Annotated in this window: 11 protein-coding genes and 1 pseudogene; 2 read left to right on the plus strand and 10 right to left on the minus strand. The window is 41.1% G+C overall.

The window, feature by feature from the left end:
- Nucleotides 1-133: 133 nt before the first annotated feature.
- Nucleotides 134-1,441 (plus strand): glutathionylspermidine synthase family protein, encoded by a 1,308-nt coding sequence (locus QUB16_RS15385; RefSeq protein WP_333317311.1) that lies wholly within the window; start codon nucleotides 134-136, stop codon nucleotides 1,439-1,441.
- A gap of 18 nt (nucleotides 1,442-1,459) precedes the next feature.
- Entirely contained in the window at nucleotides 1,460-2,185 is a 726-nt protein-coding gene (locus tag QUB16_RS15390; protein ID WP_333317313.1) for a hypothetical protein, read from the plus strand.
- A gap of 160 nt (nucleotides 2,186-2,345) precedes the next feature.
- On the opposite strand, the gene QUB16_RS15395 is transcribed toward QUB16_RS15390, so the two are convergent.
- The 10 genes and pseudogenes from QUB16_RS15395 to QUB16_RS15440 form a co-directional block, all read right to left on the minus strand.
- Nucleotides 2,346-3,095 carry an amino acid ABC transporter ATP-binding protein gene (locus tag QUB16_RS15395; protein WP_333317315.1) on the minus strand — a complete coding sequence of 250 codons (750 nt, stop codon included), beginning with the start codon at nucleotides 3,093-3,095 and terminating at the stop codon, nucleotides 2,346-2,348.
- Complete coding sequence (locus QUB16_RS15400) at nucleotides 3,061-4,524, minus strand: ABC transporter substrate-binding protein/permease (RefSeq protein ID WP_333317316.1); 1,464 nt, start codon at nucleotides 4,522-4,524, stop codon at nucleotides 3,061-3,063. Before QUB16_RS15400 ends, QUB16_RS15395 begins: the two co-directional genes overlap by 35 nt.
- 610 nt (nucleotides 4,525-5,134) lie before the next feature.
- The gene (locus tag QUB16_RS15405; protein ID WP_333317318.1) at nucleotides 5,135-7,519 is read right to left on the minus strand and encodes a TIGR03986 family type III CRISPR-associated RAMP protein; all 2,385 of its coding nucleotides are present in this window, start codon (nucleotides 7,517-7,519) and stop codon (nucleotides 5,135-5,137) included.
- Nucleotides 7,520-7,558: 39 nt separating this feature from the next.
- Nucleotides 7,559-8,146: a Uma2 family endonuclease gene (locus QUB16_RS15410; RefSeq protein WP_333317320.1), complete on the minus strand. Its 588-nt coding sequence runs from the start codon at nucleotides 8,144-8,146 to the stop codon at nucleotides 7,559-7,561.
- Nucleotides 8,147-8,218: 72 nt separating this feature from the next.
- Nucleotides 8,219-8,824: pseudogene (csx19, locus tag QUB16_RS15415) on the minus strand (type III-D CRISPR-associated protein Csx19).
- Nucleotides 8,817-10,388: an RAMP superfamily CRISPR-associated protein gene (locus QUB16_RS15420; protein ID WP_333317322.1), complete on the minus strand. Its 1,572-nt coding sequence runs from the start codon at nucleotides 10,386-10,388 to the stop codon at nucleotides 8,817-8,819. Before QUB16_RS15420 ends, csx19 begins: the two are co-directional and overlap by 8 nt.
- A complete protein-coding gene (locus QUB16_RS15425; protein WP_333317324.1) occupies nucleotides 10,385-12,016 on the minus strand; it encodes an RAMP superfamily CRISPR-associated protein in 1,632 nt (543 codons plus the stop codon). Before QUB16_RS15425 ends, QUB16_RS15420 begins: the two co-directional genes overlap by 4 nt.
- Nucleotides 12,013-12,720, minus strand: a complete 708-nt coding sequence (locus tag QUB16_RS15430; protein ID WP_333317325.1) for an RAMP superfamily CRISPR-associated protein — start codon at nucleotides 12,718-12,720, stop codon at nucleotides 12,013-12,015. The genes QUB16_RS15425 and QUB16_RS15430 overlap by 4 nt, the downstream gene beginning before the upstream one ends.
- Entirely contained in the window at nucleotides 12,707-14,410 is a 1,704-nt protein-coding gene (locus QUB16_RS15435; protein ID WP_333317327.1) for a Cas10/Cmr2 second palm domain-containing protein, read from the minus strand. Before QUB16_RS15435 ends, QUB16_RS15430 begins: the two co-directional genes overlap by 14 nt.
- Nucleotides 14,407-15,711, minus strand: coding sequence for a DUF1887 domain-containing protein (locus tag QUB16_RS15440; protein ID WP_333317329.1), 1,305 nt, complete (start codon nucleotides 15,709-15,711; stop codon nucleotides 14,407-14,409). Before QUB16_RS15440 ends, QUB16_RS15435 begins: the two co-directional genes overlap by 4 nt.
- Between the last annotated feature and the right edge of the window lie 43 nt (nucleotides 15,712-15,754).

Raw genomic sequence — 15,754 nt, forward strand, 5'->3', positions numbered from 1 at the left:
TTCGGCGCAGCCGGAATAGATATGATGCAAGCATTTTTGAGCGGCGATTCATCTCACAACTATTTTTTCTCTAGTTCTTTTCTCTGTTTTTGTAGATCCTTGAGTTCCACACCACTAGCAAGGCGCTTCCTCCATGTATCCCTTTTTGTTTCAGCGACGACGCAACTGGCAGCAGCACGTATTAGATAACGCCTACCAATGTCAGCCTCTTGCAGACATCAACCAACGCTACTGGGCAGAAGCCTTACACCGTCCCTTTGGGGTGATGTTTTCGCGCCAGGAAGAGGCGAGGATCTGGGATGCTACTGAGGCTCTTTGGGATATGTGTCGGGAGTTTTTGGACTGGTTTTTCACCGCTGATGGCCTAGAAAATCGGATGGAAAAACTCGCTATTCCCCCTGCTTTCTGGGAAGCAATTCAGGTTTCGTGGGATCGGGTTTACGAAGAAGAAGATATGTCTCTTTATACCCGTTTCGATCTTGCCGTCACTGAAGATGGAAAAATTAGCCTTCTAGAAATCAACGGCGAAACTCCTCTCTTGGGTGCAGAAACAGTCTATCAATGGCTGTGGTTAGATGACATGAAAAAACCAAGCCGAGATTTGAGCTCGCTTCCCAACGATGCCAATCAGTTCAACAACTTTTGGGACGAAGTTGCGGGTCGATTCCGCACTCTAAGTCGTCATTATGATTTAAAGCAGTTCGGCCTGAGCTTGTTAATTGACGAGCATCTGTCAGAAGATACCGAGATGGCTGGACAACTGGTCGAAATTATTAATCAAGAATTAGGAAACGATCGCTTTTTTACCCAACTTGTAGGATTGCGTAACCATCTAGGCGTGGATGAAGAAGGATTTTTTGTCGATCAATTCAATAATCGGATCATGCGGCTGTGGAAAATCGTCGATTGGCTGGATTTGCAACTCGCAAGCGAATCTTTTAACGCAGATGAAGCCCTAGCATCGCGCCTGATAGCAGGGGACGTGAAAATCATTGAGCCGCTGTGGAAACAGATTTTAAGCAATAAAGGATCGATGGTGTGGATGTGGGAATTATTTGGCAACCACCCAGTGTACGCTCAATTCTTGCTACCGACTTTCTTCACAGATACTATCTCGATCGAATCCACAGCATTGCTGACCCAAATGCACGTCAAAAAGCCCCTCGTCGGTCTAGAAGGTGTTGGGGTTTCTATTGAAACCGGCGATTTTGTTGCCGGAGCCGTTCACGCCCGCGAGGCGATGGGCTACGATCGCGAAGGATTCATTATTCAGTCCTATCAACCCTTGCCCGAATATTTTGGCTACCACTTCGTCGTAGGTTCCTGGGTTGTTGGCGATACTCCATCCGGCATCGTATTGCGCGGAGATACCAATCCGATCACCGGACGACATTGCTTAATCGTTCCGCATATCGTGAGCGATAATCTGGTGAATACTTAACTTTTAATCAGAAAAACTATGAAATTACAAACTCATGATGTCCGAGGAGTTCCGATTCTTAGCAGTGAGTGGAGTGTAGATGAATTTATTGCCGATGAGTTGAAAATTCCCGAAGTCGCGCCTACAATTCAGGCTGGATTTATGGATCTCCTTAGCCGAGATGTGTTCTCTGAGGGAGACAGTCAGCCACTCTACGAGCATCTGCTATCTCGCAGTTCGGAGTTCTCGTTAGAATTCATGAGTGCGATCGAACTTTGGCTGCAAGACGAATTACGGCACTACGTTGCTCTACGTAAGGTCTATCACATGGTATCAGGTTTGTCCCCAGAGGCGATCGACCAAAAAAACCAGAGTCGGGTGCATGAACTCGAACCGATCTCGTTTCTGATAGAGAACGAATTCACCATTCTAGTTGGTTTAATGTTTGACGAAATGGGTTCCGTGTGGTCTTATCACCGGGATATTAAGGAATTCTACCAACACTATGGGAACGGCTTTGCTCGCGTAGGACATTTGGTGACGCAGGATGAGGGGCGGCATTTTAGGAATGCTGCGACTCTCATCCAACATCGCCATCCCGACAAAATCGATCGCATCAAACCCTTATTAGAAAAGATTAGCGAAATGGAAGCCCGTCTTGCTTATTATCCCAAGACTTTCTTTCTAGATCACGCTCAGGAAAGAGACCGCTTTCCGAAAGATTTTAATACCCAGGTGATTCAAAGAATTCTCTCCTTTTTCTAACAGAATTACCAAGTTAATCATCGGATCAACATTATTATACTTTCCGTGGCGATCGAGCATCTGCAACCTGACGCAGCCTACCGCAACTTTCTCTTTCTCCTCTAACTCTCTCTGTGTCCTCTGTGTCCTCTGCGGTTAAAAACTCTAATTCTTATATGAATTAAAGCATTTTTTCCAGAAATTGCTTAGCGCGATCGCACTTCGGGTTACTAAAAAACTCCTGCGGCGGCACATCTTCCGCCACCTTTCCGCCATCGAGAAACAAAATCCGGTGGGCGACTTCCCGCGCAAAACCCATTTCGTGAGTTACAATCGCCATCGTAATTCCCGTTTTCGTCAAAGCTTTCATCACATCTAACACTTCTTTAACCATTTCAGGATCGAGTGCAGAAGTCGGTTCGTCCATCAACAAAATTTCCGGTTCCATAGCCAAACAGCGGGCGATCGCCACCCGCTGTTTTTGTCCCCCCGAAAGCTTAGAAGGATAAACCTCTGCCTTATCTGACAAACCCACTTTTTCCAGCAATTCTAACCCCTTCAGACGCGCCTCATCCTTAGCCACCTGCTTCACCTTTACAGGCGCATACATCACATTTTGCAGCACAGTCATGTGTGGGAACAAGTGGAAATGCTGAAACACCATCCCCACTTTCTGGCGGATTTTCAGAATATCTGCCTTCGGCAAAGTAATATCCACCCCGTCAATGTATATGTGTCCCGAAGTCGGAATTTCCAGTAAATTCAAACACCGCAAAAAAGTAGACTTGCCGCACCCCGAAGGGCCGATAATGGCAATCACTTCTCCTTTATGAATCTCAGTAGTTATCTCGCGCAAAACCTTCAGATTGCCAAAAGATTTATACAGGCGATCGACCTTAACTGCTAGTTTGGAGTCTGCGTTCGAGTACATTTGCCCCCCAAGTTAAACTAAGCACCATCAAATAATAAATTGCACCGACAAATATCAAAGGTTCAAAGTAAATATACTTTTCTGCTCCCACAATTGTAGCGCGGCGCAGCAAGTCTTCTACGCCAATTACTGAAACTAAAGCTGAATCCTTCAGCAAAGCAATACTTTCATTCACCAAGGAAGGCAAAATATTTTTCAACGCTTGCGGCAAGATAATATCGCCCATCATCAGTTTGTAGGGAACGCCAAGGGATTCTGCGGCTTCTTTTTGACCTTTATCTACGGCTTGAATTCCCGCGCGGATTGTTTCGGAAATATAAGCCCCAGAATTCAGGAAAAAAGTAATCACGCCAGCTTGCAGCGCCGATATATTATAGCCCGTAAGCTGCGGCGTTGCAAAATAAACTAAAGTCAACTGCAAAATTAGCGGCGTTCCGCGAAAAATTGAGGTGTAAGCAGTGGCAAACCAGAACAGCGGTTTAATGCTAGAAATCTTAAACAGAGACAGCACGATTCCCCAGATAAATCCGAGAAATGCCGACAGCAAGGTAAAAGTTAGCGTTACCCAAAGCCCGGACAAAATATAAGGCAAACTCGGCAAGATTTTGCCAAAATCTAACCCGAACTTGGACGCTACCGCAGGCTGATTTGCTTGAGCCTGTTCTTGCGGAATCGGGCGAGAAAACCACTTAGTAGCTAGTTCCTTAATTTGACCGCTGGCTTTCATTTGCTGAAGGACTCGGTTGAATTCGGGAACTAATCTCGAACCTTTCGGAAAGGCGATCGCCGAACCGCTTTCTTCAGTATTCGGGATTGTGTTAAATTCCAAGTCCGGGTTCGCTGCTGCATAACCCGTAGCGACAGTATCCTCGATCACTCCTGCGGCGATGCGGTTCGATTTAATTTCTTGAATGATGTCAGGAATCCTATTGAGAGCAGCCAGTTGCACACCGGCCATTTTTTTCACAGCTTCCTGCTGAATACTTCCGAGTTGAACGCCTACTTTTTTCCCGGCTAAATCTTCAGCTTTGGTCAAATTGCTACCTTTATTGGCGACAATTGTATTTTGAGCTTCGTAGTAAAGATCAGAAAAATCAACATTTTTTTTCCTTTCTGCTGTGGGAGTCATTCCAGCCATCACAAAATCGGCTCTTTCCGCCTGCAAAGCTGGAATTAAGCCGTTAAAATCCATGCCAATTACTTTCAGTTCGTAGCCTAATTTTTTAGTAATATATTTGGCAATATCGATGTCAAAACCGATGATTTCGTTGCCGCTAACAGCCGTATCTTTAAATTCATAGGGCGGGTAGTCTGGGGAAGTCGCCAGTGTTAAAGTCTTGTTCGCTTGGGCGTAGCTGGCGATCGCAATTAAACAAAGGGCGATCGCGATCGCCGCCGCCAGCATTGATTTTAATTTTAAACGTTTCATATGGAACATTGTCCTAAAAAATCCCCTCGCCCAGGAAATATACCACAGATCGGAATCAAGTCACCTTTGTAAAGGAAGATATACTCCTGGACGCACGGGTTTCCAGAAACCGGATTTGATGGACAAACAAACTGCATAATTAGCCTTTAACAAGGGTAAAAAACCCGGTTATAAAGGTATTAATGCCCCCAGGGCTAAAGATAGATAATTGTGCCACCAACTTATATTTAAAAAATGTCCGAAATGCACATTTTTTAACATTTTAGAAAGTAAAGCTTGTCCGCACAACTCCCACCCATGTTGTACCGTTGTCCAAGTTGCGATCGGTATTTGTAATCATCCAGCATATTCCATCTATATGTGGTACAAAGTATTCAGTAGATCAGAGCAAAAAATGCGATATTACTTCTAAGCCGCCGGGAACGATCGAGTGGGAGTGATTTGTCGTTAGTCATTAAGTAGGCGGACAGATTTTTTCGTCTGTCTGCTTATTGTGATTTTGGATAAAAGGGCGATTCCCTACGGGATAGCTACGCTTCACGGGCTTGAGGGGATGGGGGAGTGCGAAGGGCGATCGGCTCAACATTAGGGTTTGGATATTTAATGAAGTTTATTGAATTAACTTCACTATTCTAATACTTACTCCTCTAGTTTTAATAATACTGACTTTGACAATATCATTAATGGCGAGGGAAATAGTACGCTTATAAATCTCCTCTTTTGCCAGACAATCTGAGCCTTCAATCTCATAGGTAATGGTTGTTTTAAGTTTCTTGCCTTTTTGTACTTGAATATCAACTACCTTGGCATCAATTTCTTGTCCTTCTGAAAACCGTTGTGTTTCTTGACTAATTGAATCTTGAGGAGAAGGAGGAGATGGGCGATCGCTATCCAGTTTAATTCTCATCACATCTAAAGGGTTTGGTAGCACAAGACGCTCTTTATATTCATTTACTGTCTTATCGTTCCGTTTGACAGGACTACCAATGTGATGTTTGGCGGTGTCTCGTTCAATCTCCATATATCGAGTAGTTTCTTCAATATTTGCTGGCCCTGGCCAACTCAAAATAGCCAGCAACATCTGGATTCTACATAACTTTTCAAAGTCACCACTATAATTAAGTTGCTCCAGCATATAGTTTTCAAAGCATTGCTTATACTCTGAATCGTTTTTTAAATTTTCTGCGGTTTCCCAGTCGTTGCTGTTGTCACTGAATAACTGGGTGTAGCGTTTTTGGTGATCGCTCACATACAGCTTATTTTCAATCTTAACGGCTCCTAATCCCAAAGGCTTGCCCATGCCAAGTTTAAGACGATAGCGATCGTTTTGAGCAATATCGAGTACCCACAGCAGCGCACCTAGTTCAACTTTGCTCAGATTTTCAAAGTGAATGTAGAATTTAAAGCTAACTCCTTTGTTAATTGGTTTAATCAGAGTTGTTTGGGTATCAGAAACTTGTTTGGGGGAACCAATAACTTTTTTCGGGGTAGGAAGTTTGAAATCTGGAGCGCTTCCTTTATGCCAGTACAGCTTATGACCGCGAATCACCGTCTCTATAACAGGTTGGCTTGCATAATGTTTGAGTTGTGATTTATCTACATTGGGTTGAACTAGATAATGTGGAAAATAGCTTGGCTTTGGTTCAGATAGGATTTGTGGAGTTAATGGTTCGCTTTCATACCAGATACTATTTTGACTGCTTTGATATAAAGCATCAGTAACAAACACACGTCCTGCTCTTTGTTTATCAAAATCTTTAGGCAGTTTTTCATCTTTAGTTTCTTTTTTGACCCAACCAAATATTGCCTCAGCTAGATCGATTGAAGCTAATTTTCTCAAATCTTTAGGAATAAAATCTACTACAGTGGTTGCATGACCATTACCTTCAGGAGAGTACGGAATACGGAAATTAGGACTTTGCCCAAAAAAACATACTATATTTTTTCCCTTTTCAGGAGGACAGTAGAAGATGGGAGCATTTTCTTTTTCTTTTAATACTCCCCAATCCTTATCAAAGGGAGATACTTTCTGAAAATCAGTCAAAGCATTACGATAATGCTCAATTGCTTTCTCATTTAGTCTCAACTTAGGAGAATTTGAACTTGCTTCAAATACTAAACATTCAAAAACTACACAGTGATTGCGACGAGGTGACGGTTCATTTCCTTGTTTCATGTTGCCACTGGTAACAAGTACACCTTTTTTTGGGTGAGTGTCAGGTAATTCGACATTATGAGCAAATAAGCGTTTAGCTCTATCTGTATTATCTACAGCTACACTTCTGTAGCTAACAGAAACATACTGAGGCTCATATTTATCATCATTGAATTTTTTAAATTTAGGCAAGTTAAGAGACGTTTCTCTAACCCAACAAAATGTTGCGCCTTGTTCAGTCTTAGCAGGTTGAATATACCATCCTTCACTATCTTTTTTAAGATAACCAGCTTTAATTTTTTCTGGAGCGACATACTTATTGTATTCTTCACCCCAAGATTCTTTAGTTTTATTTGCCGCTACTGCACGAAAAAATAGGCGATGCTCATCTGATACTCTATCAAGTTTACTAAAACTCACAATTTCAACTAGAGTTCGTAGCATCCCTCGTAAACTGCTACCAGGAACAATAGGAATAAGGTCGGTTCTGTATGTAAAAAATGGAGCTAAAACTGTTTTTCTTTCAGATTCCCATTGTTTTTTATCCTCTTCCCACTGTTTCTTCTGTTTCTCTCTCACATCTTTTGGTGGCTTTAAGTATTTTTCTGGGATCTCTGAATACTTAATAAAATTAGCTGGAGTCATTCCACAGCGAATATACAAAGGAGATTCAGTGGTCAAAGTGCATTCAATCCTTCCTGTGTGATAATCTGGATGATAGCGATCGCCCTCTGGTAAAGGTAGTTTAGCTTTGACAACTGTATCGGGAAGTTCGACAAAGTTATAAGGTGCGATCGCTCTTCTGTGAGCGGGAACTTCATCAATATGCTTAGGATTCATAATTCAATCTCCTTATAGTTCAGTAATTTCACTTAATCTCTATTGATTCTGTAACTCTTGCTCAAAACTAACCCCTTCATACAAAAGTTCGATCGCACATTCAAACTCAATACTTTCTAGAGCGATCGCCTCGCCAGCTTCATACTCATAATAAAGCCACATTTTACCTTCTCCTCGACGATAAACCTCAACTACTATTTCTTCTGAATCAACTAAGACATATTCTTGCAAATTCGGAATCTGGCGATAGTATTTAAGTTTTTTGGTGCGATCGTAATTGGCTGTACCCGGAGAAAGAACCTCAACAATCACTTTCGGGTTTTGAATAAATTCTCGTGATTTCAAGTCATCAGGATCGCAACTGACAACTAAATCGGGATAGAAATAGCGACTGTTTTTACGAGCCTGAACTTTCGCATCTGACACATTAACTCGACAGCCTCTCTGACGGACATGAGGATATAAAGCCCTGTAGAAGTTAAGAGCAATGTCATTATGAGGTAGAGAGCCTCCTGTCATAGCAATAATTTTTCCGTCAATGTATTCATGGCGAAATTCTTGCTTTGCTTCCCATTCTAGGTATGCTTCCGCCGTCATTTTTTGAGATTCTTCACGATTGGCGATCATAATTTTATCCTTGATGCAATCTATTCCTATTTTAACAAGTGTTTTTGAAATTACATAACTGGTTGCTAAAATCTACTTTTTTGGATGAGAATATAAATCTACCAGGCGACTCAGATAAATTGTGGCTACACCGCTCTCATCATAATCAATATAATGACGTACTTTCAAACGTAAGGGGCGAGAATCATTACCTTTGAAATTAATCCCCGTTAAAGGTACAGCGTGTTTTAATCCTTGAGAACCATCGGAAACTCAACTAAATCCATTTGATTCTTTCTCAACTTGAGTTCCCCAAAGGATTTGATCTTCATCTGGTAGACATTCTGGTTTATTGTCATCTTGAACTAGACGTGCTGTCCAGTTTTTTCCGACTTTCCAAAGCATAACTTCAGCATTTTCACCAAAGATTCGACATTGTTGGAGAGTAGGCGATCGCATCACAGGAAACTTACATTTAGGAAATAACGCTTCCGCTTGGGGAAATAAAATTTTAGGCAGATTGGGTGTGGTTACATTACCCTCTTGGTCAAACTTTCCCCAAATTACCCCATCCTCGGCATGAGCTATTAAGTATTGCAATTGATACTCCTTTGCTTTTGTTTGTAACCAATTGTACAAAGAGGATGTATCGATAATATATTGAGCATCTTCAAGGTGTTTACAATCAGGTTTATTCATTGCCTTTGACCTCTTCAAGTGAATAAGTTACTAATTCTTGAACAATTTTTTCTAATCTGCTAGGGTCACTTACTTCAAGAGGTTGGTTTTCACCTAGTTGAGCAATTGCCCATGTCTCTTTGTGCTGTAAATTATTTTCTTTATCCCATTTATACAAATTCAAGGTTGCGTTTTTTCCCTGTAACCTTCCCCGCCCGATACTACTTTCACCTCCAACAGGTAAATCACTTGTCCACAAATCTTTTAGCAAGAGTAACAATAATCCAATTTCATGGTTGTATGGATTGCGTAACTCTAGTTCAATAGTGACAATCGTTTCATCACCACCAAAGATAGGTTGTTCCTCAAATAATGCGCCGTGATAAGCCCCTCCTGTAAAGCGATCGATCGCAATCCGATTTTGTACTAATTCAGTTGCATCTTTGATAACTTTTTCATGGACAACTAAACGGCTTGCTTTTGCCTGTTTGCTTTTATCCTTGCTAAAGTCAGGGCCAAATACTTCATCAATGATGCTTGTTGGCTTCTCAAGGGTATTAATAATCCTCTCAGCACGATGCCGTAATACTCCTGCTAAACTCGTACCAGATAATACTGATACTGGATTAGTTTCGTTATGTCGATGAGATTTTAAGTGTACAACATCAGGGGCGCGTCCAGTAGAATCTTGACCAGAACGAATGAGCAGAGAACCAGCTAATTTGAAAGTGGCGTGGATGAGGAAGCGATCGCGCTTATCTTTCCAATCTTCTGCTACACCAAGACCTGCCTTTTTCATTGCTTCGACAATTGAAGCATCAACAGCAGGTGGTTTACTACAGGGTGGGTCAGTTAACCAAGAATGGTCAAGGGTTAACCAGGCCATGCGATCGCCTGCATCTTCCAGATTAAAATTCCAAACCTGCCATTCTTTGACTTGACAGCGACCAAAACCGCGCCGCTTTTTCATGCCGAGACAAATTTCGCCACTTTTTGAAACATTTTCACATTCAGAGACACTTGGATCTTTTTTAGGTTCTAATCCTGCGAGTGCGATCGCTAATGCTTTAACTAACCTGGCTTCATCTTCGGTTTTTTCTATTAGCAGCTCAAAACTAAGTGCAAATTCTGTTTCAGCTTGCAGCAACTCTAAATCATACTTAGCTTTGTCGGCGGCTGTTCCTGTAGCACTATTTATTTTTACACCATCTCTAAGTTCTGTTTTGATTGGTTTATTGCTGATAGCATCATCTACAATTAAAGGACTTTGATTCCCATCATAATCACTCCGCATTCCTCCAAATAAGAGGGTTGCTAAATCATCAGCGTATTCGCTAGCCATGTATCCATGTTCGCGTTCTCGCAAGTAGTTCCGCAATGCACCTGCAATTGAGGAACCTGTTAAAAGAGCGCGATCGCTAATACTATCCCTGAGTAATGGTAAATCAGTTGGACTTTCAGCATCACCGCTTCCCAGACAAGTAGGAGTATCTAAAGCTAAAGTGCCGCGTACAATAATGCGTTTAATAATATAACGCTGTTTTCGTGTCAATTCATTTTCCCTTAAAGAACTTTCCTCAGTCATCGCCCGCTCTCCTTTTTGGCTTTTTTAGCAACTGCCATAATTAAACGCAGTGTATACTCTTTAACCAGATCTGAATCAGGTTCAACTTTGCGAGTAACTCCAGCAATATTAACTTCTAATTCATGGGAATTATTCAGCCATGAGCTGGATTTCATTGGGTCTATCAACCAATCTTTAATCTGCTGTTCGAGAGATTTATTGCCAGAAATTTTTGTATTTCTATACTGTTCGCTGGCATTTGAAGTCAAGCTACTCAATAACTCTATAATTGGCAGAAAGCTGGGAGGATTGGTCAATCCTTTTCGAGCAACAATTTCTAGGCGAGAAAGTTGGCTGTTGGTAATTTTGCCTTGTATCTTAATATCGCTGACTTTATCTACAAGAAACTGCTCTAGCTTTTGGCGTAAAATATTTTCAGCCATTTGTCCAGCTAAGTCCTGATATTTTTCGTCTAATTGAATATTGTTTTTAATTGGCTCAGGAGGTCTAGCACAAAAATCTCGATATTCTCCCAACCAATTAACACAAACTCTACCAAAACCGTCTATGCAGCGATCGCCAATCCCTTCTGTTTCTAAAGTCTTAATTTGTTCGGTGGTTAGTTGTGCATCAAACACAAAAACACTTCCTGCTGATAAAACTGGTACTTGAGGTAAAGGCAAACCCCATTTTTGATTAAATCCACCAACAACAGTGCTACTGATAAAGACATGGGTTGCTTCAGGTAACTGCACTGGTAACTTATCTTCAATCGCTTGCTTGACCAAACAGGGCTCGACTGAGAATTGTCCGCAGCCATCGCGGAGAATTGTGTCGCTAAGAAGGGTGATTTTTAGTTTTCGACGATTAACTCGTTGTTCGGGGCTAATATCTACTTCATGCCAATCCTCAATATTTTGACACTTAACTGCATGAATTTTTGCGTGTCCGTAGCCAGCACTTCGAGAGCCACCCAACCATATATCTGTTGGTTTTAGTAGATACTGAATAGTTTTTGCCTCATCATTTTCACACAATATAACGGCTTGAAAAGTTTGTTTAACTTCTAAAGCTTCATAACGGAAAATTGCACCTTCTCCCTCTTGAATAACTCGATCTGTCACTGGATCGCGTTTTGTTGGTGACGAACGTCCTTTAGTGCGATCGCGCAAGTTGTGAATATTAATCCGTCGCTTCTCTCTATATAAAACAACTTGTCTTTCGTTAACAGTGCAAAATCTTTCACTTAAGCTTTTCAGAGACATCTGTTGTTCGGGTACATATTGACTCAAATCCCGAACATTTAAATTTGTTGTTTCTTTTGGTGTAGGCAATTCCTCATCCTTGTCTCGATACCAAGCAAGAGGAATGGGTAAAGTTCGTTTTTGTTGTCTCTTACAGAATAGGTAAGCGTTTAAGTAACGGGTATTGCCATCAAAAAATAAACGTTTCACCTGTCTATCGAGATTCGCATCCGATAAAATATCTTCACCTAATTCTGCGGGATGCTTGAGGTAACGACCTATCAAAGCACCTCGGATCGCGCTCCCAGGAATATAAGGATAAGACACATGACTGTTCGGATCTTTCTGAAATGAAGTGACTAAAACTGGCTGCTGCGTTTCTAAAATAAAAGTAATCGCTTTCATCGATCTACCTCCTCAATTGTTGCAAAGCGATGGATAAAATCTTGAGTAATATCTTGACCACTGGCATCACATAAACTACATTGGACGTGGCCTCGCCCTCGGTTACGCCCACTACCAACGTGCCGAAGTGCTAAAACGCAAACTGCTAAAAGAGCTTTCATATCTGGTGTTGGTTCTTCATCAAAAAACAGGAAAGCCGTAAAACGGGATGGGGTTTTAGGGCGATCGCGCATCACGACACGAGCAGAGCGCAAGCTACCCCTATCTGCTGTGCCATTATCAGGATTAATGGCGGTTTGGCGGCGAATTGTTGTCAGGGAATGCAATATATCTGTTGGTGTTAAACGCGGTTTATCTTCTTCTCGCTCCTTCTCTATTTGATTTCCCACGGCTTCCCGTAACTGTTGTGGCAAACAAGCATCGCCAACGCGGATCATTGATGCTTTTTCTAGAGTGCTTCCCGAAACACCAAATAATTGATTTCTAATCTTTTTCCAATGTCGAAATTTCTCGCCTTTGAGCAAGACAATTAAATTATCGCACTCCTCACTCAATAAGCCTTTTAAAGTACGCCCTCGAAGATAAGGAAATCCGAAAGAATCATGTTCTACTTCTTGGTCAACTAAACCCGCAACACCGTCACCTCGACCAAAGGTTGTATCGCTCAAAAGTTTAATCTGTACTTGCAATTCATACCTGCTCATTGTTGTCACCCTTTAAGCCCATGTAAAAATCCATTGCTTCGATCGCATCAAAATAACCGCAATAATACTTTTCATTTTGTTCGCCCCAACCTTCCTGCTGTAAGTTATCAATTTGTGGAAAAGGTGGCAGTTGTTTGATACCGTAAGTAGTCATAAACTGTTTCGTTTTGTCCGCACCTTGGCGGAGAACTTCGCGCAAGGCAATTATTTTATTGCGACGGTCTTTCCATTTTTCATTATCTTCTACATCATCGAAGTAGCCATTAAAATGTTGAACTGCGCTAATAAAATTTGCCCAAGTGCGCCATTGGTTGTCGTCGCTGTCATGCTCTTTTAGCCGTATGGGTCGCATCATCATGTTTCCTGATGGAACCTCATATTCCCGCTGCCGAATTTCGCCTATACTACCAATTAAACCGCTCGCAGCAAAATGCCAATCTAGAGTCGAACAATAATATTCCTTATCTTTATACAATCGTTTTCTTTCTTCATAAATCAGTTTTTTAGCCGCTCCGTATAAGTCCTCAACTATTTGGTAAGCTCTAGCAAATGGATAGTGAGTTTTGACAACACAAATACCAGCACGAGCCGTCAAGTTAAGTGGTTGATATTCTATATCTTTTTGTTTTTCAAATTCCTTCAGATAAATTGCAGCCAACTCAAGTCCTATCCTTCCCTCACAAACAAAGATGACATCATCGCCACCATAAACTAAAGGACGGAAGGGCAAATAGTATTTACCATTCTTGGCTATTTTGAGCGAAAATCGACCCAAATAGCCTACTAATTCTCCGTTTTCAATTGAGTTATGAACTATCTCTAGCACTTTTCTCAGAGCGTTGACTCCAGCATCTTCAACGCTCTGAGAAAGTTGACGCATTTCAACAATTGCCTCTCGATCTGATTTTCCTTTACCGCACTCTTGAAAACGATTTCCCATCCCATTACCATCTGCATGAACAATGGCAACATAACTCGATTCACCTTCAGAACGACCTAAATAGTCGGTGCGAGAGGGAAAATCATAAAGGTCTGAATTAAAAGTGCCTGCAAATTTTTCTATCAGTCTCTGATTTGCTTTAGGAACTGCTTTGAGTTTGGATTCACTTTCTCTAGAAATTAGATAAATATCCTCCTCATCTGCATCAATATATTTCTCGCTGGTATTGACTGCGGGAAATTGAGTCGAACGACAAGCTGCTGTTACTCCTAAACCTAATAAAGGTACAGAAGCAACTCGCTCACGTTTCTTTTTCGCTAATTCCTTTTCCAAAAGCTGAGTTAATTTCTTTTTGAACCCTCCCTTATCCAATTCAAATTCTTTGTCATGAGCAACGACAATATTTAAACCCGGTGCATTTTGCAACACTCGTGTGGTCAAAATTTGAGTGAAGCGTTTAGCATATTCAAAACTCGTAAAAAGTAAAACTGTATTGCCACCTCCTGCATAAACTATCTCAGCCGCTACATCCTCATTACCGATATGGATTTCCTGTAATGAATTACGTTTAGGAATATGAACTTTTTGATTAAGTTCTTTTGCTAAATCCAGCAAAGCTTTTTCAGCCCATTCTTTAGTAGCTTGAGATACTAAGTAAGATGCTCCAATATTTTCGCGCAGACGGTTACTGCTGAAAACATAGTCCTGAATTCCAGTTGTATCGACTACAGTGAGAGTTAGTTTACTCATGATTTACCCTTAGTTCGGTCAACCCAATCTGCAATTTTTTCTTTTAAATTTAGTAAATCTTGTATGACAAATACAGCAACATTAGGATTGCTTATAGCGCCTTCTAACTGACTTTTTAGATATCTGTACATACTTTGTTGATTAATAGACTTGTTGCCATCACAACAGCAGACTAAAGCTACTCTGGCTTCATCACCACCTAATTGTTTAGCTCTGATGTATGCTTCAAAGAGTTTGAGCTTACATAATGTGTGTTCGGCACTGGTTGTGCAGGAAATGGCAAATAATTGATAACTTCGCATGAAAGCAACATCAAATTCAAATTTTCCTCCTTTACTTTGATATTTGCGAATATGAATTGACATTTTGCTTTCACCAAGCTGTAACTCTTGCGTCAGTTCCTTAACTTGCTGAAGCACATAATGTTCTAACCAAATACCTCCTAGCCATGCACAAACTTGTTGACAACTCTCAAATCCTTTGGCTTTAGTGACATTCAATGAAAGTTGACTCGGCGAAGCATCTAAATTATGACGCAGAACTTCGATAATTTCTGGGTGTACGCCTGTTAAACTCAAAGATAAATTAGAAAGCTCATCTTCAGATTTCCACTGATCAGTTTCTGAATTTTTTGCATTCTTAAGCTCTCCAGAGTTCTTATACTGATGAGTATTAGCCCAGGTTCTCCAGGTTTTGGCTATTGCCTCATCTTGATATAGTCTGACAAATTCAGTGGCTGCATCTGGTAAAATTGGTTTGGTAAGTGGCTTCTTATCTTCGTGCCATTCATACTTGTGGAGTTTAAATAAGACTTCTAGAGGCACTGTTAAATGAACTGCTCTGTGAGTAGAATCAGAATTGGGCTCATCTATAAATATCTCTAACGTCTTGGCATCTAGATAACTATAGACTGTATCATTTCTTGGTAAATCCGCGATCGCTCGATAGGCGTGAACTGCCATTGTGTTTGTGCCACCTGTGTAATGCAGACCAATACGTTCATTAGTCGGTATTTTTTCTGCATCTTCTTTAACTTTTGTGTAAATTCGATGAGCATTAGATTTATTATTCTCCCTTTTATCCTTGTCTAAAGCAACTGGCTTGCTGCTAAAGCCTTTATCTTTTAAGGCATTTTGCAGCAGGCTTTTTTGCGATAGTGTTTGATTAGTATAAACAAGATAAACTGTGCCACCACTTCCTAGTAACTTCACGGCAGCTACATAATTAGGCAGTGGGTTTTCACCCACCAGCAAGAAAAGGTGCTTAACTTTGTCGTCCTTGAAAGTATCGTTACTACTCATCAAATTTAACCTCCTAGATATTTGAGTATATCATACTGTTAAT

This window comes from Microcoleus sp. D3_18a_C4 (assembly GCF_036702415.1).
Lineage (GTDB): Bacteria > Cyanobacteriota > Cyanobacteriia > Cyanobacteriales > Microcoleaceae > Microcoleus.